Annotated in this window: 20 protein-coding genes, 1 pseudogene and 1 riboswitch; of the genes and pseudogenes, 9 read left to right on the top strand and 12 right to left on the bottom strand. The window is 53.9% G+C overall.

Annotation, left to right across the window (positions count from 1 at the left end):
- Positions 1-158: 158 nt before the first annotated feature.
- Positions 159-950 (top strand): DNA-binding transcriptional regulator KdgR, encoded by a 792-nt coding sequence (gene kdgR, locus ACW14G_RS09415; RefSeq protein WP_064544768.1) that lies wholly within the window; start codon positions 159-161, stop codon positions 948-950.
- 50 nt (positions 951-1000) lie between these two features.
- Here the strand turns inward: kdgR and ACW14G_RS09410 are convergent, their stop codons facing one another.
- On the bottom strand, positions 1001-1240 hold the full coding sequence (locus tag ACW14G_RS09410) for a YobH family protein (protein WP_064544772.1): 240 nt from the start codon (positions 1238-1240) through the stop codon (positions 1001-1003).
- A gap of 168 nt (positions 1241-1408) precedes the next feature.
- Between ACW14G_RS09410 and mgrB the strand changes: the two genes are divergently transcribed.
- The 5 genes and pseudogenes from mgrB (at position 1409) to rlmA (ending at position 4010) form a co-directional block, all read left to right on the top strand.
- On the top strand, positions 1409-1552 hold the full coding sequence (mgrB, locus tag ACW14G_RS09405) for a PhoP/PhoQ regulator MgrB (protein WP_163448005.1): 144 nt from the start codon (positions 1409-1411) through the stop codon (positions 1550-1552).
- A gap of 72 nt (positions 1553-1624) precedes the next feature.
- A complete protein-coding gene (locus tag ACW14G_RS09400) occupies positions 1625-1918 on the top strand; it encodes a YebO family protein (protein ID WP_163448006.1) in 294 nt (97 codons plus the stop codon).
- A 756-nt stretch (positions 1919-2674) separates the two neighbouring features.
- Positions 2675-2819: pseudogene (locus tag ACW14G_RS09395) on the top strand (DUF2627 domain-containing protein).
- 12 nt (positions 2820-2831) lie between these two features.
- Positions 2832-3041, top strand: a complete 210-nt coding sequence (gene cspE / locus ACW14G_RS09390; RefSeq protein ID WP_001062678.1) for a transcription antiterminator/RNA stability regulator CspE — start codon at positions 2832-2834, stop codon at positions 3039-3041.
- Between the two features lie 171 nt (positions 3042-3212).
- Positions 3213-4010, top strand: a complete 798-nt coding sequence (gene rlmA, locus ACW14G_RS09385; protein ID WP_163448007.1) for a 23S rRNA (guanine(745)-N(1))-methyltransferase — start codon at positions 3213-3215, stop codon at positions 4008-4010.
- On the opposite strand, the gene mntP is transcribed toward rlmA, so the two are convergent.
- From mntP to manX, 5 genes are all read right to left on the bottom strand, one after another.
- Positions 4007-4579: a manganese efflux pump MntP gene (gene mntP, locus ACW14G_RS09380; protein ID WP_223802813.1), complete on the bottom strand. Its 573-nt coding sequence runs from the start codon at positions 4577-4579 to the stop codon at positions 4007-4009. The genes rlmA and mntP overlap by 4 nt on opposite strands.
- A 17-nt stretch (positions 4580-4596) precedes the next feature.
- Positions 4597-4759: riboswitch (yybP-ykoY riboswitch) on the bottom strand.
- Positions 4760-4957: 198 nt separating this feature from the next.
- Positions 4958-5416: a DUF986 family protein gene (locus tag ACW14G_RS09375; protein WP_065356793.1), complete on the bottom strand. Its 459-nt coding sequence runs from the start codon at positions 5414-5416 to the stop codon at positions 4958-4960.
- 54 nt (positions 5417-5470) lie between these two features.
- Entirely contained in the window at positions 5471-6322 is an 852-nt protein-coding gene (locus tag ACW14G_RS09370; protein ID WP_064544784.1) for a PTS mannose transporter subunit IID, read from the bottom strand.
- A 12-nt stretch (positions 6323-6334) separates the two neighbouring features.
- Positions 6335-7135, bottom strand: coding sequence for a PTS mannose transporter subunit IIC (gene manY, locus ACW14G_RS09365; RefSeq protein WP_064544786.1), 801 nt, complete (start codon positions 7133-7135; stop codon positions 6335-6337).
- Between the two features lie 61 nt (positions 7136-7196).
- Entirely contained in the window at positions 7197-8165 is a 969-nt protein-coding gene (gene manX, locus ACW14G_RS09360; protein ID WP_163449283.1) for a PTS mannose transporter subunit IIAB, read from the bottom strand.
- A gap of 455 nt (positions 8166-8620) precedes the next feature.
- Here manX and yoaE point away from each other — a divergent pair, with 455 nt between their 5' ends.
- Entirely contained in the window at positions 8621-10180 is a 1560-nt protein-coding gene (yoaE, locus tag ACW14G_RS09355; RefSeq protein ID WP_249023112.1) for a CNNM family cation transport protein YoaE, read from the top strand.
- A gap of 34 nt (positions 10181-10214) precedes the next feature.
- Here yoaE and ACW14G_RS09350 read toward each other — a convergent pair whose 3' ends face one another.
- The 4 genes from ACW14G_RS09350 to pabB all read right to left on the bottom strand — a co-directional run bounded on the left by ACW14G_RS09350 (position 10215) and on the right by pabB (position 15373).
- Entirely contained in the window at positions 10215-11771 is a 1557-nt protein-coding gene (locus ACW14G_RS09350; RefSeq protein ID WP_249023113.1) for an EAL domain-containing protein, read from the bottom strand.
- Between the two features lie 136 nt (positions 11772-11907).
- On the bottom strand, positions 11908-13272 hold the full coding sequence (sdaA, locus tag ACW14G_RS09345; protein WP_064544793.1) for an L-serine ammonia-lyase: 1365 nt from the start codon (positions 13270-13272) through the stop codon (positions 11908-11910).
- Positions 13273-13436: 164 nt separating this feature from the next.
- Entirely contained in the window at positions 13437-14015 is a 579-nt protein-coding gene (locus ACW14G_RS09340; protein WP_163449280.1) for a CoA pyrophosphatase, read from the bottom strand.
- Between the two features lie 2 nt (positions 14016-14017).
- A complete protein-coding gene (gene pabB / locus ACW14G_RS09335) occupies positions 14018-15373 on the bottom strand; it encodes an aminodeoxychorismate synthase component 1 (protein WP_249023114.1) in 1356 nt (451 codons plus the stop codon).
- Positions 15374-15464: 91 nt separating this feature from the next.
- On the opposite strand from pabB, the gene ACW14G_RS09330 reads away from it, so the two are divergent.
- Entirely contained in the window at positions 15465-15644 is a 180-nt protein-coding gene (locus ACW14G_RS09330; RefSeq protein WP_163449278.1) for a YoaH family protein, read from the top strand.
- 3 nt (positions 15645-15647) lie between these two features.
- A complete protein-coding gene (locus ACW14G_RS09325; protein ID WP_167575595.1) occupies positions 15648-16370 on the top strand; it encodes a phosphodiester glycosidase family protein in 723 nt (240 codons plus the stop codon).
- 30 nt (positions 16371-16400) lie between these two features.
- On the opposite strand, the gene ACW14G_RS09320 is transcribed toward ACW14G_RS09325, so the two are convergent.
- Together ACW14G_RS09320 and ACW14G_RS09315 are read right to left on the bottom strand one after the other, a co-directional pair.
- Positions 16401-18398, bottom strand: coding sequence for a heparinase II/III domain-containing protein (locus ACW14G_RS09320; RefSeq protein ID WP_249023115.1), 1998 nt, complete (start codon positions 18396-18398; stop codon positions 16401-16403).
- The gene (locus ACW14G_RS09315; RefSeq protein ID WP_249023116.1) at positions 18398-19636 is read right to left on the bottom strand and encodes an alginate lyase family protein; all 1239 of its coding nucleotides are present in this window, start codon (positions 19634-19636) and stop codon (positions 18398-18400) included. Before ACW14G_RS09315 ends, ACW14G_RS09320 begins: the two co-directional genes overlap by 1 nt.
- Positions 19637-19987: the final 351 nt, after the last annotated feature.

Genomic DNA, 19987 nt, shown 5'->3' with positions numbered 1-19987 from the left:
GGAAATTATTAACCAGAGAATGATTCTAGCATTGATTAATCAATTGAATGTCTAAGATTTGTAACCAGGTCACAGAAGTTTCATTGCTACGGAGGCTTTGCGAAATTATAATAAAAACCGGTTCTAATATTTATAAAACAGTTGCGATGAGGTGATAAATGTCAGCAGCAGATTTGGACAAGCAGCCAGATTCTGTCTCTTCGGTACTAAAGGTATTTGGTATCCTGCAGGCGCTTGGCGAAGAACGCGAAATTGGCATTACTGAACTTTCGCAGCGCGTCATGATGTCGAAAAGCACCGTTTATCGCTTTTTGCAAACCATGAAGTCTTTGGGTTATGTTGCCCAGGAAGGGGAATCTGAAAAGTATTCGCTGACCCTGAAGCTTTTTGAACTGGGTGCGCGGGCGTTGCAAAACGTTGACCTGATCCGCAGCGCGGACATCCAGATGCGTGAGCTCTCTCGTCTGACGAAAGAGACCATTCACCTGGGTGCACTGGATGAAGACAGCATTGTTTACATCCATAAAATTGACTCCATGTATAACCTGCGTATGTATTCCCGCGTAGGGCGTCGTAACCCGCTGTACAGTACGGCTATTGGTAAGGTTCTGCTGGCCTGGCGTGATACCGCCGAAGTTCGCCAGATCCTTGAAGGCGTTGAGTATAAGTGCAGTACCGAGCGCACGATTGCCAACACCGATGAGCTGATCACCGTTCTGGAACAGGTGCGCAAGCAGGGCTACGGCGAAGATAACGAAGAGCAGGAAGAAGGGCTGCGCTGTATCGGCGTGCCGGTGTTTGACCGTTTCGGCGTGGTGATCGCCGGTTTGAGTATCTCTTTCCCCACGCTGCGTTTCTCTGAAGAGCGCTTGCATGAGTATGTGGAGATGCTGCATACCGCAGCGCGTAAAATTTCGGAACAGATGGGCTATAACGACTACCCGTTCTGATCGCGAAATAAAAAAGCCCGGTACTACACCGGGCTTTTTTTTGTCTGCCGTTAACCTTCGTCGACGACGCTGGCCGTTTTACGCAGCAGCGGGCAACTGGGTCGCCCGACCACGCCGTTATCGCCGTGGAGGTAAAATGCGGTGCTAAATCCCTGAGCTGTCAGATACTTACATTGTAGCCCAAGACCTCCTGCGGTCTTCTGGCTACCCGCCAGTACACCATAGCCGCTCAGCAGCACACCTATCGCAATGATGACCAGGCAAACGATGATCCTGATTAACAGGCGCATAATAAATCCTCTTCTATTATTTCTCTCATGAATACTACCGTAACGTGATTACGGATTGACACAAGTCTATGATTCCTAAAAGCACAAGATGCCGTTACAGTTAGCCGCGGTTTAAGGTTAGCATGCTAACCTGGTTGTATCTGAATAAGAATTCATGCGGAGAGTGGAGTGAAAAAGTTTCGGTGGGTATTACTGATAATCGTGATTGCTGCCTGCCTGCTGCTCTGGACACAAATGATCAACGTGATGTGCGATCAGGATGTTCAGTTTTTCAGCGGGGTTTGCAGTATTAACCGGTTTATACCCTGGTAAAACATTTTTGCCGGCAGCATTTCCTTCCGTGATGTGAGTGGTAGAATAGATCGTTCCTTTTGAGGTGGTAAAATGAGTGATCTTGTAAGTTCTGGGGCATTAAATCTGGCATCTCTGGCGTTATCCTTCCTGCTGCTGTTAGTCGGTCTGGTTCTGTGGTTCTTTGTGAACCGCGCCAGTTCTCGCGCTAACGAGCAAATCGAACTCCTTGAATCGCTGCTCGATCAGCAAAAGCGTCAAAATGCGCTGCTGCGTCGTTTATGCGAAGCCAATGAGCCAGAGAAAAAGGAAGAAGAGGCGCCGCAGGCAGAAAACGGAAAAGAAGACGACAAAGACGATTTCATTCGCCTGGTTGCCGAACGATAATAACTTTATGTGATGACTCCGTGCAGCCTGCGTCAGGCTGCCGGACTGAATGCTGATGCACTGTCCTGGTGCATATCCGTGTCTTCTCTGCCAGTCTCTTATCATTGCGTGCGTTGGTTGCGGTGTTGCGCAAACATCAGTCAGCGTTAGCGTCGTTCTTCCATCCCGGTAGATTACATAACAGTATGTTATTGTTATTCATGAATCATTGATGGGTATTATTTCTAGTCGAAATATTATCGCTCGTAATAATGTTGTAGCGGTGCTTAATATTCATGCGAATTCGCTTTGCATAATCCACACCATAATAGCGAAACGTTTTTATTGCGTTGTTATGAGGCAATGTCACAAAACGATCATTATTTTGGTGCAAAATAACGCGAGCTATTTACCGAATCTCTTCGAAGCGCATCATGTGGTACGAATGGACTTATAACCGGCCATCAAAATGACAGCTGAAAAAGTTATAGTGAAATTAATCTAAAGATATAAATTTTTTGCTCATAGTAACGACATTCTGGACGCGGAAAAAAAGTTGGTCTATGTTAAAAATGTCTTACGTTACCGTAAGCTAGGTCACGTTTGCGGCATGCTGCTAGCCGCCCGGCAGCGTTTGCTCTTAGGCGTAAAAGCGCCCATGAGCAAATGATTTGTTGGGATTTGTGCGGCCGATCGAGTCACGTTTAAAAATGGCTTGCCATTATTTACGTTGTATGTGATAACACGTTTTGGGTTAAACGAGGTACAGTTCTGTTTATGTGTGGCATTTTCAGTAAAGAAGTCCTGAGTAAACACGTTGACGTTGAATACCGCTTCTCTGCCGAACCTTATATTAGTGCCTCATGCAGTCATGTCTCAGTTTTATCTATGAAAACGCCTGCGGGCGCAGAAAACACTCTAAGGAATTTTGCAAATGGCAAAGATTAAAGGTCAAGTTAAGTGGTTCAACGAGTCTAAAGGTTTTGGCTTCATTACTCCGGCTGACGGCAGCAAAGATGTATTCGTACATTTCTCTGCAATCCAGGGTAACGGCTTCAAAACTCTGGCTGAAGGTCAGAACGTTGAGTTCGAAATTCAGGACGGCCAGAAAGGCCCAGCGGCTGTTAACGTAACCGCTATCTGATTCGACACCCACTGATCTTGCGGCGCGCAAGCGCAACATTATCAGACATAAAGCCTCGCGTTTGCGGGGCTTTATCATTTCAGCACCATCTGCTTTAAACCCTCACGTCGCCTTCCGTCCGTGCCAGAATAGCGGTACACTTTCGCCCTTTGTTATCCAGCCGGAGTTGTTATGTCCTACAGTTGTCCGCTCTGCCACGCGCCGCTTACGCGCAGCGGCAATAGTTACCTTTGCCCACAGCGTCATCAGTTTGATCGGGCGAAAGAGGGCTACGTTAACCTCCTGCCGGTGCAGCACAAACGTTCTCGCGATCCGGGCGATAGCGCCGAGATGATGCAGGCGCGCCGCGCCTTTCTCGATGCCGGACACTATCAGCCGCTGCGAGATGCCGTGAGCGAAAAGCTGCGAGCCATTAACCCGCAACAGTTGCTGGATATTGGCTGTGGGGAAGGTTATTACACCCACGCGTTTGCCGCGCTGGCGCAGGAAACGTGGGGGCTGGACGTGTCAAAAACGGCGGTCCGATTTGGCGCTAAGCGCTATCCGCAGGTGAATTTTTGCGTCGCATCCAGCCAGCGTCTGCCTTTTGCTGACAGCAGTATGGATGTGGTGATTCGTATTTATGCTCCCTGCAATCCCTCCGAGCTTAAACGAGTGGTGAAACCTGGCGGGTGGGTCATCACAGTGACGCCGGGGCCACGTCATCTCGTGGAGCTAAAAGGGCTTATCTACAACGAAGTGCAGTTGCATGCGCCACACTCAGAAGTGATTGAGGGATTTACGCTCGAGAGCCACGACGCGCTGGCGTACCCGATGCAGTTGACCGGCAATGAAGCGGTGACGCTATTGCAGATGACGCCGTTTGCGTGGCGAGCGAAGCCGGAAGTGTGGGAAACGTTGCAGCAGCAGACGCAGTTTGGTTGCCAGACGGATTTTGCCATTCACGCCTGGCGTCGCGAGGAAGACTAGCCCATATAGTGCGCGTAGAGGATCTGCGCGCCGATGGCGATAAGCACCACCCCGCCCAGAATTTCGGCCCGTTTGCCAAGCAGCGGGCCAATAAAGCGGCCAACCATCATACCCAGCGTCGACATCATAAATGTGGCGCAGCCGATGGCAAACGCGGTGGTCAGAATATTGACCTTCAGGAATGCCAGCCCAACGCCGACAGCCATCGCATCAAGGCTGGTGGCAATTGCCGTCGTGACCAGCAGCCAGAAGCCGTGACGACGTGGCGCTTCTTTTTCTTCGGCGTCGTCGTCATTACCGCGAATACCCTCGATAATCATACGCCCGCCGAGGAACACCAGCAGAACAAACGCCACCCAGTGACTCCATTCCATCACAAACTGGCTGGCCAGCATGCCCAGCCCCCAGCCAATCAGTGGGGTGAGCATTTCGATGACGCCAAAGATCAGACCGGTACGCAACGCTTCAGAGAATTTGGGTTTATGCAGGGTGGCGCCTTTACCAATCGATGCAGCGAATGCATCCATCGACATACCTAAGGCAAGGAGGATAGTGGCGGTTAAATTCATGAGCGTGTCCAGACCGGGAAGTTTCCATACGACACATTCCTGCCCCCAGTAATCAGCAGTAATGCGTCTATGGTCTCGCTTGACTACTGATGTAATCCGTACGCACCACGTTTTGCAACGAGTATGTTGACACGTACATTTCCAGCTAGTGGAAATCAGCTACTCCCCAACGACGGGCGCAACCTTAACATATTTTTAGAATATAAAACAACTCTTGCTATTGTATATTTCGCCTTTTGATGATAACGATTTTCATTTAGATTTATTGCGTAATCAAGAGGTTAATAAATAGGGCAGGGTTTGTGGGAATAAACATAGCCAACGCTATAACTCTGCTGTGTGAAAATAATGCAGTTATAGCGATGGCTATATTTTAACTTATTGATTATTGATGAGAAGGTTGTAGATCTTTTCGAGGTCATCAATATTTTTGACCCGGACAAGAAGACGGCGCTGTTCTAATTGCATCACCAGCACACCATCCTCGGATAAATTCATTTTTTGGATTCGGCTGTATTTAATCCACGCATTGGCGAAGAAAAAGCCTTCCGTTTTGAAAATAATCTTCGGGCTACGGATCCAGAAGAGATAAAAGCCCATCAATGCCAGCGTGCATAATAACCACGTGGTGATTATTTCCCCGTGATGAGTGACGTTGTTATAAACCAGAATGACAATCAGCACGACGAAGATAACGCTGTCCACGCGTCCAGGGCGCAGCAGGGGAACCGAGAGCAGGGTAACGCCATGACGGCGGGGCATAATGAACTGGTCGTAAATGGCGAATGCCAGTAGCGCGAGGATGAAAAGAACCAGTATCAGATCCGTTATTGTCATTAAGCCTCCAGATAAAAAAAACCGGGGGCAGAGGCCCCCGGCATACAGCAGATATTACAGACCCAGCAGGCCGATTGCGTAGCCCACGATACCGATGACGAAGAAGCCAACGATAATCCACAGGGCGTTCACTTTCTTACGCAGCAGCCACATACAAGCGAAGGTCAACAGCAGCGGTACCAGGCCCGGCATCAGCTGGTCGAGGATAGTCTGCACGGTGGTGACGCGAGTCTGGCCATCCTGACCGGTGATGGTTGATACCACCAGCGGGATGTTCACGTGCGTCCACTTGTTAACCAATGCCCCCATGACAAACAGGCCGAGGATTGACGCCCCCTCAGTCAGTTTCTGCAGGAAGCCGCCGCCCATATCTTTAACGATATCGATACCTTTACGGTAACCGTAGGCGACGCCGTAGTAACGGGTCAGCAGACGGACTGCGTTAAACAGAATAAAGAACAGCAAAGGACCCAGCAGGCTGCCGCTCATCGCGATACCTGCACCCAGTGCAGCAAATACCGGGCGAACGGTACCCCAGAAGATCGGGTCACCCACGCCTGCCAGCGGACCCATCAGACCAACTTTGATACCGTTGATGGCACCATCGTCAATCTCTGCGCCGTTTGCACGCTGTTCTTCCATCGCCAGCGTAACGCCCAGTACTGGAGCGGCTACGTACGGATGGGTGTTGAAGAATTCCAGGTGACGCTTAATAGCCTGTTTACGCGCATCGTTGTTCTCTGGGTACAGGCGTTTGATCGCCGGAACCATGGAGAAGCAGAAGCCCAGCGCCTGCATACGTTCGAAGTTCCATGAACCCTGAAACAGGTTAGAACGAATGAACACGCCACGAATGTCACTCGGAGTGAGTTTTTTCTCGGTGGTAGTTTTAGTCATATCAACCATTTCGCTCACCTGTTAGTCCAGTTCGTTGTCGAGATCGTTATTACCAGCTGCCTGAGCTGGGGCACCGGCTACGCGGTTGTATTTCGGGCTCAGCTGGATGTAGAGGATTGCCATTACTGCGCCAATCACACCCAGAGCAACCAGGTTGAAGTTAGTAAATGCCGCGGTGACGAAACCGAGGTAGAAGAACGGCATCAGGTAGCCTGCGCGCATCATGTTGATAACCATCGCATAACCGACTACGACGATCATACCACCGGCGATGTTCAGACCGCTGGTTACCACTTCCGGAATCGCGTTCAGCATGCCCTGAACTTCGCTGGTGCCGACAGAAACAGCGACGATAACCGCCGGAATAGCGATACGCATTGCCTGCAGGAACAGGGAAGAGACGTGCAGCCAGGAGAGCGCCGTCAGGTTACCGTTTTCCGCCGCTTTATCCGCCGCGTGCTGGAATGCCACGGTGATAGTACGAACGATGATGGTCAGAACCTGGCCTGCAGCGGCCAGAGGAATCGCCAGCGCGATACCCGCACCAATGCTTTGGTGACCGGCGATAACCAGAACGGTAGAGATAATTGAGGCCAGGGCCGCATCCGGTGCAACTGCCGCACCGATGTTCATCCAACCCAGTGCGATCATTTCAAGGGTACCACCGATGATAATACCGGTTTTCATGTCCCCGAGAACGGCACCGATCAGCGTACAGGCCACCAGCGGACGGTGGAACTGAAATTCATCAAGTACCGACTCCATACCCGCGATACATGCGACGATGAACACCAGCACAATCTGAAGAGTGGTAATCTCCATTGTACTTCTCCTATTGCTTATACAGACTTAAGTGTGAAAGCTAAAAAACGGGCCAGAACGGTTATTTTTCCGCTTTGGCAATCAGATCCATCATTTTCAGTTTCTGATCGGTGGAGACCTTACGGGCTTCCAGCTCGATACCGCGCGCGTTCAGTTTCTTAAACGCTTCGATATCTTTCTCATCAACGGAAATGGCGTTATTCACCTGAGTTTTACCTTGACGGAAAGCCATCCCGCCGATGTTGACGCTGGTGATTTTCACACCGCCTTCCACAACACGTTCCACTTCTGTCGGGTTAGTGAACAGCAGCATAACGCGTTCGCCCGCATATTTCGGGTTGTTGTAGACGCGGATCATTTTAGCGACATCGACAACGTGTGCCGTTACGCCTGGAGGAGCAACCTGAGTCAGCAGCGTTTTACGCACGGTATCAGCAGCGACTTCATCGCTGACGACAATAATGCGGGTCACGTTCGTCTCTTTGGTCCAACGGGTCGCAACCTGGCCGTGAATCAGACGGTCATCGATACGCGCCAGACCGATCACCATGTAATCGTTCGGGCCCATTGGTTTCGCTGGTGCAGCGGCTTTCGGCGCAACAGGTGCTGCGACCGGAGCGGCTTTTTCAACCGGTTTTGCTTTCAGCGCTTTTACGCCTTCGCTACCGGTTTCAACGGCCAGAGCGACCAGTTCGTCGAAGCTCGGGTTGTCATCACGGGCCATGAAGGTTTCGACCAGCATCGGGACGTTGACGCCAGCAATCACTTCATAGTTTTCTTTATCGACAACAATACGGCTTGCCGCATTGAACGGGCTACCGCCCCAGGTGTCGACCAGGAACAACACGCCTTTGCTGGTATCAAGCTTGGCCAACTGCGCGTTGTATTTTTCGATTAACGTTTCTGCATTCTCGCCAGGCACGAAATCGATCCAGCCAACATTCTCCTGCTCACCCAACAGCATCTCTGCTGTTTTCAGCAGTTGTTCTGCTGCCCAACCATGTGTGCCTATAACAATAGCAATCGTCACTTGCTACCTCCTTTTATTATCGTGTGCATCAGTAGGTCTGATACATTTTGAGCCGATGTCGTTACCGAATCGATTCAGACAAGGGTTAGAGAGATAAACCAATAATTACCGAGAATTATTTTAGACAGTGAAAGAATAATTAATGTGATGAAGATCCGTAATTTAGTTAAAGGTCGGCAATTATTTCAGGCTGCAAAAAATTACCTTACATTTTGCAAAGACTCGTAAATCTCTGCCAAAAAGTCATTTATTTTTGCTATGTTGTATATCCGTTTAATCACACAGGAGTATAGGGCATCAGCCCGTAGTATGGATCGTCACCGACGCCTTTTCGCAATCAACCGCTCTTGCGGCACACTTCCTGGCCTTGCGCGCCACGCTTTTCTATCATCCGGTATCGTCTCGCTTAAACATGACATAGCGATGACTCGTCACGTCTCTTGTTGGAGTGGTTTATGGAACTGTTAATGGACCCGTCAATTTGGGCCGGATTGTTGACGCTTGTCGTTCTGGAAATCGTTCTCGGTATTGATAACCTGGTCTTTATCGCGATCCTTGCCGATAAACTACCGCCTAAACAACGAGATAAAGCCCGTCTTATCGGTCTGTCGCTGGCGCTGATCATGCGTCTGGGACTGCTTTCCGTCATTTCGTGGATGGTGACGCTGACCGCGCCGCTGTTCAGCGTATGGGGGCAGACCTTCTCCGGACGAGACCTGATCATGCTGGTGGGTGGTCTGTTCCTGCTGTTTAAAGCGACCACGGAACTGCACGAGCGTCTGGAAAACCGTCAGCACGATTCGGGCCACGGCAAAGGCTATTCCAGTTTCTGGGTCGTGGTTTTGCAGATTGTGGTGCTTGACGCGGTCTTCTCGCTGGATGCGGTGATTACGGCGGTCGGGATGGTGAACCATCTGCCGGTCATGATGGCCGCCGTGGTGATTGCTATGGGCGTGATGTTACTGGCGTCGAAACCGCTGACGAACTTCGTCAACCAGCATCCGACAGTGGTGGTGCTCTGTCTGAGCTTCCTGCTGATGATTGGCCTGAGCCTGGTCGCGGAAGGTTTTGGTTTCCATATTCCGAAAGGCTACCTGTACGCGGCGATTGGTTTCTCGATCATCATTGAACTGTTTAACCAGATTGCGCGTCGTAACTTTATCCGTCATCAATCGACGCTGCCGCTGCGTGCGCGTACTGCCGACGCCATTCTGCGCCTGATGGGTAACCGCAAGCCGGTGAGCGCGGCCCAGGAAGAAGGACACCAGCCGAACGTGCCGGTGCCGGAAGGGGCGTTTGTCGAAGAAGAACGCTATATGATTAACGGCGTGCTGACTCTGGCTTCGCGCTCGCTGCGCAGCATCATGACGCCGCGCGGTGAAATCAGCTGGGTTGACGCCGATCTGGGCGTGGACGAAATTCGCGAACAGCTGCTGTCATCGCCGCATAGCCTCTTCCCGGTATGCCGCGGTGAGCTGGATGAAATTGTCGGTATTGTTCGTGCTAAAGAGCTGCTGGTGGCGCTGGAAGCGGGTGAAGACGTGCTGGCGATTGCCGCGGCGACGCCGGCGATTATCGTGCCGGATACCCTCGACCCGATTAACCTGCTGGGCGTACTGCGCAGGGCGCGAGGGAGTTTCGTTATCGTGACTAACGAGTTTGGCGTGGTTCAGGGGTTGGTGACGCCGCTGGACGTGCTGGAAGCCATTGCCGGTGAGTTCCCGGATGCGGATGAAACGCCGGAAATTGTGGCCGATGGTGAAGGTTGGTTAGTGAAAGGCACCACGGACCTGCACGCGTTACAGCAGACGCTGGACCTCGATAATTTGGTCGATGAAGATAACGACTACGCGACCGTCGCGGGTCTGGTGATTGCGGTAAACGGTCAGATTCCGGCGGTGGGCGAGACGGTTGAACTGCCGTCGCTGCAAATCACCGTGACCGAAGCGAACAGCTATCGCGTCGATCAGGTGCGCGTCGTGAAGCTGGTTTCCGCACACGACGAAGAAGAGTAATACCCGGTAGCCCGGCGTCAATGTTGACGCCGGGCTAGTTTTTTCGGCTTTCCTGCTCAGCCAGCCACTGCGGAAAATCCGCCAGCGGCATCGGCGGCGAAAACAGATATCCCTGCAATAAGTGGACGCCGTGACGCTGCAAATACTGCGCCTGCTCGCGTGTCTCCACGCCCTCCGCAATCAGTTCGATATTCAGCCGTTGCCCCAGCGCGATAATAATGTCCGTGACCGTTGAGTTCACCGCATCGGTGCCGATGGCGCTGGTGAACGATTTATCAATCTTCAGTACATCGGGATGCAGCATCTCAAGCCAGGACAGGGAACTGTTTCCGGTGCCAAAGTCATCGATCGCCAGCTTGATCTGGTGATTCCCCAGGTCACTGCGCACTTCGTAGTTCACGTCATGCAGGGCATCGCGCTCGGTCAGTTCGACCGTTAGCTGCTGAATGGGGTGACAGCTAAACCAGTGTTGATGTAAGTCCTTCAGCAAGCGGCCGTTCTTGAAGTGCGGCGCGGCAACGTTAATGCCAATCTGGAAGTCACTGTCTTTGGGGAAAAGATGCAGTTTTTGCGCCGTTTCGCTAATCACATAGCGAGTGAGCGGAATAATCAGGTTTTGCGTTTCGGCAATGGGAATAAATACGTCCGGCTCTACCCAGCCGACCCTGGGATTGTGCCACCTCAGCAGGATCTCGACGCCGACACAACGCTGCATCCGGGCATCCATCTGCGGCTGGCAGTACAGGCTAAATTCCTTGCCCGCGATCCCCATATTAATTTCCCGCGAGAAGCTGAGCCGCCCGGCGGTGGCCAGCCAGGCAATCCAGGTAAACAGCACGCTCATGATGATAGCTAGCGGCAGCTCGGAGACCAGATTACGCAACGCCAACTGGTCGGCGCCGGGGCTGTGGGCGGTGACGCTAAAAGGAAAGGCCGTGGAGGCTCGGGTATAGACGTTGTCACCGTCGTTGACCAGCGCATCGGTAATGCCGGCCTCATGCTGAAAATGATGTTCGCCCACGTTTAGACTGACGTGGCTAATCAGCGGAGGGGACGGTTCAAGGATAATATTGCTGATGAGATCAATGTTGATAGACACCAGTACGCCATCCTGGCCGTCGATAGAGGCCGGATACCATTGAATCAGTATCGGCGTTCCCTTCAGCAGGGAATGGTCGGTGGTTAGCTCAAGCAGCGGCTGGCTGGTCGGCAACTGCGGTTGCAGGGAATGGACGGCAACATCGCGCGCGCCCAGCGCGCTGGAACAGTACAGCTGACCCGATTTTATGAGTGCGATTGAGCGTACCGTTTGCAGGGTAACCGCCAACTTGCGCAACGGAAGGTGGATGGCCATACAGGGTTGGCCAACCAGCGCCAGCATCGCCTGTCGCTGGGTTTCCACCGGCTGTAATATTTTATTCAGGCGTTCGACGGAATGGAACGTCAGCGCATCGATCTGTTGCTGATTTACGCTACGCTGCGAAATAAATCGCGTCCCCAGGGTAAGCGCAAAGGCACCCACCGCGATAATCACACAAACAGCGATTCGCTTACGGAGATACTTCCTGATAATCCATTGTGCTGTTTGCATGTCCGATGCTCAGTGCGAATAGAGTGATATTGAAAATACCAGTGCTGCAAAGGCAAGTGTAGTGGCAAGCGAACATTGTGAGGGAAAAGAAGGGAATAATTCACCCACCCGTATTAGGGGTGGGTGAAAAGTGTGATTAGTCACACTGTACTTTAATCGCCAGGCCGCCGCGGGAGGTTTCGCGGTATTTGGCGTTCATATCTTTACCGGTTTCGTACATCGTCTCGATAACCTTATCGAGCGACACGCGCGGTTCACTGGTACGGCGCATGGCCATGCGTGCGGCGTTGATCGCTTTCACCGAGGCGATAGCGTTACGCTCGATACACGGTACCTGCACCTGGCCGGCAACCGGGTCACAGGTCAGACCCAGATTGTGCTCCATACCAATTTCCGCCGCCACGCAAACCTGCTCCGGGCTGGCGCCCAGCAACTCGGCAAGACCCGCCGCCGCCATCGAGCAGGCGACACCTACTTCACCCTGACAGCCGACTTCCGCACCGGAAATCGAGGCGTTCATTTTATACAGCGCGCCAATCGCCCCGGAAGCCAGGAAGTAGCGGATGTAGATATCCGGGGTAACCGGCTCGATAAAGTGATCGTAATAGGCCAGAACCGCCGGGACGATCCCGCAGGCGCCATTGGTCGGCGCGGTCACCACGCGGCCCCCGGCGGCGTTTTCTTCGTTGACCGCCAGCGCGAACATGTTCACCCAGTCCACAACGTTCATCGGATCGTGGGAGAGTTTGTCGCTGGACACCAGCATACGGCGCAGGGCGGACGCACGACGCGGAACGCGCAGTGGCCCAGGCAGAATGCCTTCGGTATTCATGCCGCGGTCGATACAGGCGCGCATGGTCTGCCAGACGTTGGCAAAGTAGTCTTCAATTTCTTGTTTGCTGTGCAGCGCCAGTTCGTTCTGCATCACCATGCCGGACAGCGACAGGCCGGTTTCTTTGCAGTAGCCGAGCATTTCTGTGGCGGAGGCAAACGGATAGGGGACGGTTACCGCGTTGCTGGCTTCTTTGCCGAAGTGTTCTTCATCGACGATAAAGCCGCCGCCGATAGAGTAATAGGTTTTGCTGTATACCAGCGTATCGCCGGCCCAGGCGTGGATCTGCATGGCGTTCTCATGCAACGACAGGTTCTCGCTGCGAAAACGCATGCCGTCGTCCGCCGGGAAATCGACCTCTACGCGGCCATTGGCCAGCAGCAGACGCCCACGGGTTTCTACATCGCGGATAAACGCGGGTATCGCATCGATATCCACGGTATCTGGCTGGTTGCCCGCCAGACCCATAATAATCGCGATATCGGTATGGTGGCCCTTACCGGTGAGGGAAAGGGAACCGTAGACGTCGACGGCTACGCGCGTCACGTCATCAATCAGTCCCTTTTCGACCAGGTCATCGACGAACTGTTTGCCAGCCTTCATCGGCCCTACAGTATGGGAAGATGAGGGGCCAATCCCCACCTTGAACATGTCGAATATACTAATCACTTTAACACTCCTGACAGGGTTGCCGCGCCGTTGCGGCAACGATGTAATTACTGCGCATAGTGTATGAGGGAACCCGGCGTTCAGCTTAACTATTCACATGAATTTAACTAATGAATAGCCGTGATTTTACTAATACTGAAAACCGGTGGATATGATCAGTATAGTCAGGGCTTGAGGCCCACTTGTAGCGCCAGCTCACGAATGATGCCAGCGGTCATGCCCCAGACAAAATAGTGCTGATACCAGGAGAGCCAGACGCGATGCGAATTACCGCGGCGGTGGATGTCGAGAGGATGATAGCGCCCCAGACGCAGCGCTTCGGCCAGCGGCATCTCAAACACCGACGCCACTTCATCTTCGCTGGCGTGATAATGCAGATTCGGCGGAATAACGCCGACGACAGGCGTGACCTGAAAACCGGTGACGCTATCGACCGGCGGCAGTACGCCGATGATATCTACGCATTCTGGTGGGATCGCCACTTCTTCCTGCGCTTCACGCAGGGCGGCGGCAATCAGCGAGGCGTCGCTGCTGTCCACCGCGCCGCCGGGAAAGGCCACCTGTCCTGGGTGTTTGCGCAAACGTGCGGAGCGCTGCGTGAGCAACAGTCCGGGTTCCGGGCGACGGACGATGGGGATCAGAACCGCCGCCTGGCGGGCGTTGAGCGCCGAGCGGGTTGGCTGTGGGCGAAGTAGCTGAAAGCGGGAGAGAAAATCGTCCAGATCCAACGAACGGTCTGCCATGCTCAGGACTCCAGTTGATGTAAGATACGATTAACTTTATCAAATGTTTCCTGATATTCCGCATCTTCATTGCTATCGGCCACCAGCCCCCCGCCCGCCGAGCAGTACAGCGTGCCGTTGGTCGCCGTAACGGTGCGAATGGTGATACTGGTATCCATATTGCCACAGGCGCTGAGGTAGCCGATGCTGCCGCACCAGGCGTTGCGTCGATGCGGTTCCAGTTCGTCGATAATCTCCATGGCGCGTACTTTCGGCGCGCCGGTGATAGAGCCGCCAGGAAAAGCGGCGCGCAGCAGATCGCTGGCGTGCAGCGAGTCGGGTAGTTCCGCGGTAATGGTGCTCACCAGGTGATGCACAGCCGGGAATGGCTCCACCACGAACAGTTCCGGCACCCGCACGCTGCCGGGCGTCGCCACACGGCCAATGTCGTTGCGCATCAGATCGACAATCATCAGGTTTTCTGCACGATCTTTCGGCGAATTGGCCAGTTTCGACGCCTGAGCAGCATCTGCCTGCGGATCGTCCAGGCGAGGCAGCGTGCCTTTGATTGGCCGAGTCTGGATCTGTCGCTGATGAAGCTGAATAAAACGCTCTGGAGACAGGCTCAAAATCGCGGCGTCGGCAAGGCGCAGAAAGGCGCTGAACGGTGCGCGGTTGGCGCGGTTCAGCCGGACAAACGCCGACCATTCATCGCCCTGATAGGTGGCCTGAAAGCGCTGGGCCAGATTCACCTGATAGCAGTCGCCGCTACGCAGATATGCCTGCACCTGACGGAATTTCTCGCCGTACTGCTGGCGGCTCATATTGGACTGCCACGCCGAGGTGAGAGCGAAGGGGGCCGACGGCGGCGCAACCTGCTGCTGCAGCCACGCCAGACGAGCTTCCACATCGTCATAGCTCAGTAAGGTGACGACCTGACGCTGATGGTCGACAATCAGCGCCCAGTCATAGATCCCGACCGCCATGTCCGGCAGGGCGATATCGTGCTGCGCCCGCGTCGGCAGCTTCTCAAAACGTCGCCCCAAATCGTAGCCAAACAGCCCCACGGCGCCGCCGGTAAACGGTAAGTCAGCCAGCGGCTGGCGGGAGAATTCGCTGTCATCGAGCGCGTGTTGTAGCAGAGCCAACGGGTCGTCCGTCGATGACATGGCACCGCTCTGACCACTTACCGTGGTGGTATCACCGCAGGTGAGCAGCGTGGTACGAGGTTCGGCGACCACGATATCGTAGCGGCTGTGCGGGTGCTCGGCATAGCCGGAGTGCAGCATCATTGCCCACGGTGAGGCGCTGAGCGGGGCGAAGTAGAATTCGGCCGCGTCCTGTCGCCAGGGAAGCGTCATGATTGAAGGGTGTAACATCGTTATTCAGTCCAGCCAGGTCTGCGCTGCCTATGGCTAATAATCGGGCAGCATGAAATAATAAGCGCACACAATGTAGCAGGAGTAAATGATGTTTGCAGGATTACCTTCACTGAGCCATGAGCAGCAGCAGAAAGCCGTCGAGCGTATTCAGGAACTGATGGCACAGGGAATGGCGAGCGGCCAGGCGATTGCGCTGGTGGCTGACGAGCTGCGCGCGACGCATACCGGCGAACGTATCGTCGCCCGTTTTGAGGATGAAGACGAGTAAACGATGACCGTTCGTTTTACTCCGTTGCTGCTGGCGATAGCGCCGCTGGCAGCGGTCGCGCAGGATGCGTGCCAACTCACCGACCCCAAACTCACGCTGCAAAGCTACACGGTTGATGCTCAACACGAACGTATCATGATGTACTGGCGTAAGCCTGACGGCAAAGCCTATGACTCATTGCGTGGGCTGCTGGGTGAGATTAATCGTGATGGCCGTGTGCGGATGGCGATGAACGGCGGGATCTACGATAAAGCCTATGCGCCACTGGGGCTGTATATCGAAAATGGGCAGAAAAAGGTGGCGCTGAATCGCGCCTCCGGCGGCGGTAATTTTTTTATCAAGCCTGGCGGTGTGTTCTATTTACGCAATCAGCACGCGGGCATTGTCAGCCTTGATAAGCTGAAGTCCACGAAGGGTATGGACTATGCCGTACAATCCGGGCCGATGCTGATCGAAAACGGGGTGATCAACTGGCGGCTGAAGCCCTCCGCCAGCTCGCGCAAGTTGCGCAACGGTGTCGGCCTGACGGCGGAAGGGAAAGTGGTCTTTATGCTCAGCGAGCGGGAGACCAACTTCTATGACTTCGCCTGTTATGCAAAATCGCGCCTTAACGTACGGCAAATGCTCTACCTCGACGGCACCATCTCTAAAATGTACCAGCAGGGCGGTTCGATACCCTGGCAGTACCATCCTTTCGTCAGCATGATAACCGTAGAACAACGGTAAACGCGCCTTCCGTTGCCGGAAGGCAGCGGGTCAGAGAAGAATATCTGGTGGCAACGACGGGTCATCGTAGAGGGTGACGTGGGCGACACGTTCACCGCGCCAGAATGAGAGCTGCGTGCCGATAGCGGTGTGGTGCACGCTGACCTCGGTAAGCGGCGATTTCGTCGCCAGATCCCACAGACAGACAAATCGCGCCTGCGGCAGATGGTTGCGCATCACCAGATAGCTGAGGTCGCTAACCGCCGGGTTATCCGGCGCCAGCCCCTGCCACAGTTCGCCGTCGCCGGCCAGCCATAGCGCCACGGTATCGCCTTCACGGGCAAAATGGCGCGGCTGACAGCCATGCAACGGCGTCATGGTCGACTCCGTCATATGCCGCAGCGGACCACTGAGCGAGAAGGGCATTGGCGTACCGCTTTGATCGAGCGCCTGTGCGGCCAGATGCAGCGTCCAGTCAAGCTGCTGGCGGTGCGGGTTATCGACCATGGAGAGATCGATCAGCACGTCGTCCAGCCACAGCAAGCGACGGCGAAAACGCACTTCGCGCCAGGCCTCTTCGTCCCACTCTACGCGGGTATGGCTGTCAAGCTGCGGCGGGGGTTGCCCCCAATCCACTTCCGTATCCAGCCACAGATAATCATCGCCCATATGCCAACCCAGCACCGCCGCATTGGCGGGAGGCTGATTGGTCTGATTAACCGTCAAGGTGTTATGGGTGGCGCTGTTCTTGTAATAGTCATAATGCATTTTGGCGCCGTAGCCGGTAGTGCCGAGATCCGGCAGTAGCCAACCGTCGCGCTGCCACAACATCAGGCTGAGCCTGTCATAATGGTCATGCTCGCCGCCCCACGGACTGTGTTTGATCAGCACCGCCTGCTGTTGCTGCGGCCGACGCCAGAGCGTCAGACCCGCGCCTGGCGCAAACAGCGACTGCTGAGGGATCAGGTCCGGCGTGGTTTCCGGTAGCGGACTATCACGCCATAGCAGGGTTTCCCTCTCGTCCGGCTGCGCCTCGGTGAAGTGCAAAACGGCCGCGTACTGCGGATCGCGCCAGATAAACCAGGCGAATTCGTAGAGATCCCGGTGGTGCAGTTTCTCCTGGCCCGCGATGCAGTCGTTGAGCCGCGGGAAGGTGCCATCCGGCAGCAGCAGCGAGAGCGGGAAGCTGAGCATTTGCGGGTACCACGGGCCGTCGAGCAGGCTCCAGCGGGTGCCCCGCGCCAGTTTCTCAAAGGCGAAAAAGCCCTGCAGCGCGTAGTAGTGATAGTGTACTGAACCTTCGAACCACAGCCCTTCCGCCAGCAGGCCGTGCTCGAGCTGCCAGCGCAGCCCGTAGGGGGCGTTGACGGCGAACTCCAGCAGATCTTCATCTTCCAGCACAAAACCCAGCACGCCCAACGCAGCGCTGATTTTCACTTCGTGGTTATGAATTTGCGGGCTGCGGTGCGCCTGCAAAAACGTCGCCGCGCAGCGCAGCAGGTTGCGGCTGATATGTTGCCGCTCGTCGTCGGTCAGGCTGTGCTGAATAAAATCGTAACCCAGCGCCATATCCAGAATGCAGTTGGCTTCACACAGAGTCTGGGCGTTCATCTTGCCTGGACCGTTGTGAGGAATCCCGCCGTGTATCTCATAGCCGGGATAGACGTCGGCGTAGCCCATCAGCAGGGTACGCACTTTATCGCGATAAGCCTCCTCTCCGGTGAGCTGCCACAGCAGCCCGAGCTGCTGACAAGCGCTGGCGTTACGGCCATTCATCTCTCGCCACCACGCGCCGTCCCACGGCTCGCCGCTGAAGGCTTCACCGTCGACCGGGCAACAATGGCGGTGCGGTGAGTCCGGCTGCCAGATAAGCCGCACCCCATGATGCGGGCAAAAATAGTACAGATTCCAGGTGGCAATTCCGCTTTGCGGAATACGCACCTCGGCGTCCAGCGCCGGTTGTGCATCCTTGATGAGCCGTTCAATCAGGCCGCTATTGCCGGCTGCACGTCTGGCAATATCGGACCATAGCCCAGAAAATTGTTTCATTATTGGTTATCCCTGACCTCTGTTGGCACATTAAGAGGGGCGATGAGCGTCGTGATGTCATCAGGATATTTTGCCCGCAACCACTGAGCTTTCTCGCGGAACAACGCATCTTCCGGCCAGGCATGTGCGGCGGTTGCCATGTTACGCAGCGCTTTTTTATCGTCCATTTTGTCGAGATCTTTCCACGGCCATGGGGTATCGCTATTGATAAACCCGGCAATGTATTGATAACCCTTGCGCAGGCTGTGATCGTCGAGGGTAAAGTTCCAGATATCGACGCCGGCCTTCTCACCCAAGCGGCCAAGACGGCTGTAGGCATCGAGATTGAAGTTGCTGTAGTGCCACGGGCGTGTGCGCTCCAGCTCGGCCATCTGACGGCCTTCCACGTCAAACTGCCCGGCAATACGCCGCAGCTGAGTCACATAGAGGCGTTTTTTAGCTTCCTCGGTTTTGCCGCTGAACAGGGCGAAAGTGGCGGCCTGCATATCAAAGTAGGTGCCGTGGTTGTTATGCCAGTTTTCTTCTTCGAAGCCATTCTGGCTGGTGGTCATCCAGTGATAAAAATCGCCGAACCACTGCTTCAACTCGCCAGTGTCCTTTTCGCTGAGCGCACCAGAAGATTGCAGAATGGCAATCGCGTCAACCACATCAACCAGCGCCCGGCTATCGATAATCCCGATGCCGCGACCGGTGTTGATTCCGGGTATCGCTTGGGCATGCTGAAGATTAGGCGTCATGCGGGTTTTCGGGTCGAGGAACCAGGTTTTAATCTGCTGCGCCGCTTTTTGCGCGTAGCGTTCGTCCTGCGAGAAGTACCAGGCCAGCGCCAGCGTTGAGACATCGTTACTCATCTTCACCAGACGGTTTTTATCGGTGGCATCACTGTTGGCGTCGGGGTTGGTTTGCCCATCTTTACGGATGTATGGCAGGCCGTCTTTGGTGTCTGGATTCGGCCACCAGTAAGGCGGGAAGCTGTAATAATCGTGCTTGTTGCCGCTGGCGGCGACGAGCGTTTTATCCATCACCGAAAATAGCGGGTGCTTCAGCGCAAGGTCTGCCTTTTTTAACAACGCGCTTTCGGCCTGCATAAAGAGCGGGTCTTTTGCCGCTATCTGCTGACGGCTGAAGGTCAGATCTTTCGCATCCAGCGTATACGGTTCGGCAGCGTACAGCGAAGCGCTGAGTCCGGAACAGAGTAAGGCAATGCCTAATATTCCTCGGCGTGGTATTGAACTCATAGTGATAACCCTTCTGCAAATATGAGAAAAGATAACAAGAGAACTACCCCATTGCGTATTTAACGGCACGCAAAAGGCAGGCTTTTTAATTAACAAAAATAAATGTGTAAATAGGATGGCGTGCAGTGTAAAAGACAAAGTGAATTTTTTTGTGATATTCATCATGCTTATTGCGATGGATAAAAAATGACGCATTTAATGCAATGGCGATCACGATTTTGGCTGGTTTTCTACTTTTTTTGATTTAATCAATAATAAGTGTAAAATTATATCTTATTGATATTAATAAATAAATATTTTTTGTCACTTATTCTGTCACTTCTGTGTGTGATCTGATTCACTTTTTACGTT

The sequence above is a fragment of the Kluyvera sp. genome (assembly GCF_965301105.1).
Note: the sequence above shows the minus strand (reverse complement) of the source record. Positions and strands in the feature narration are given on the sequence as shown.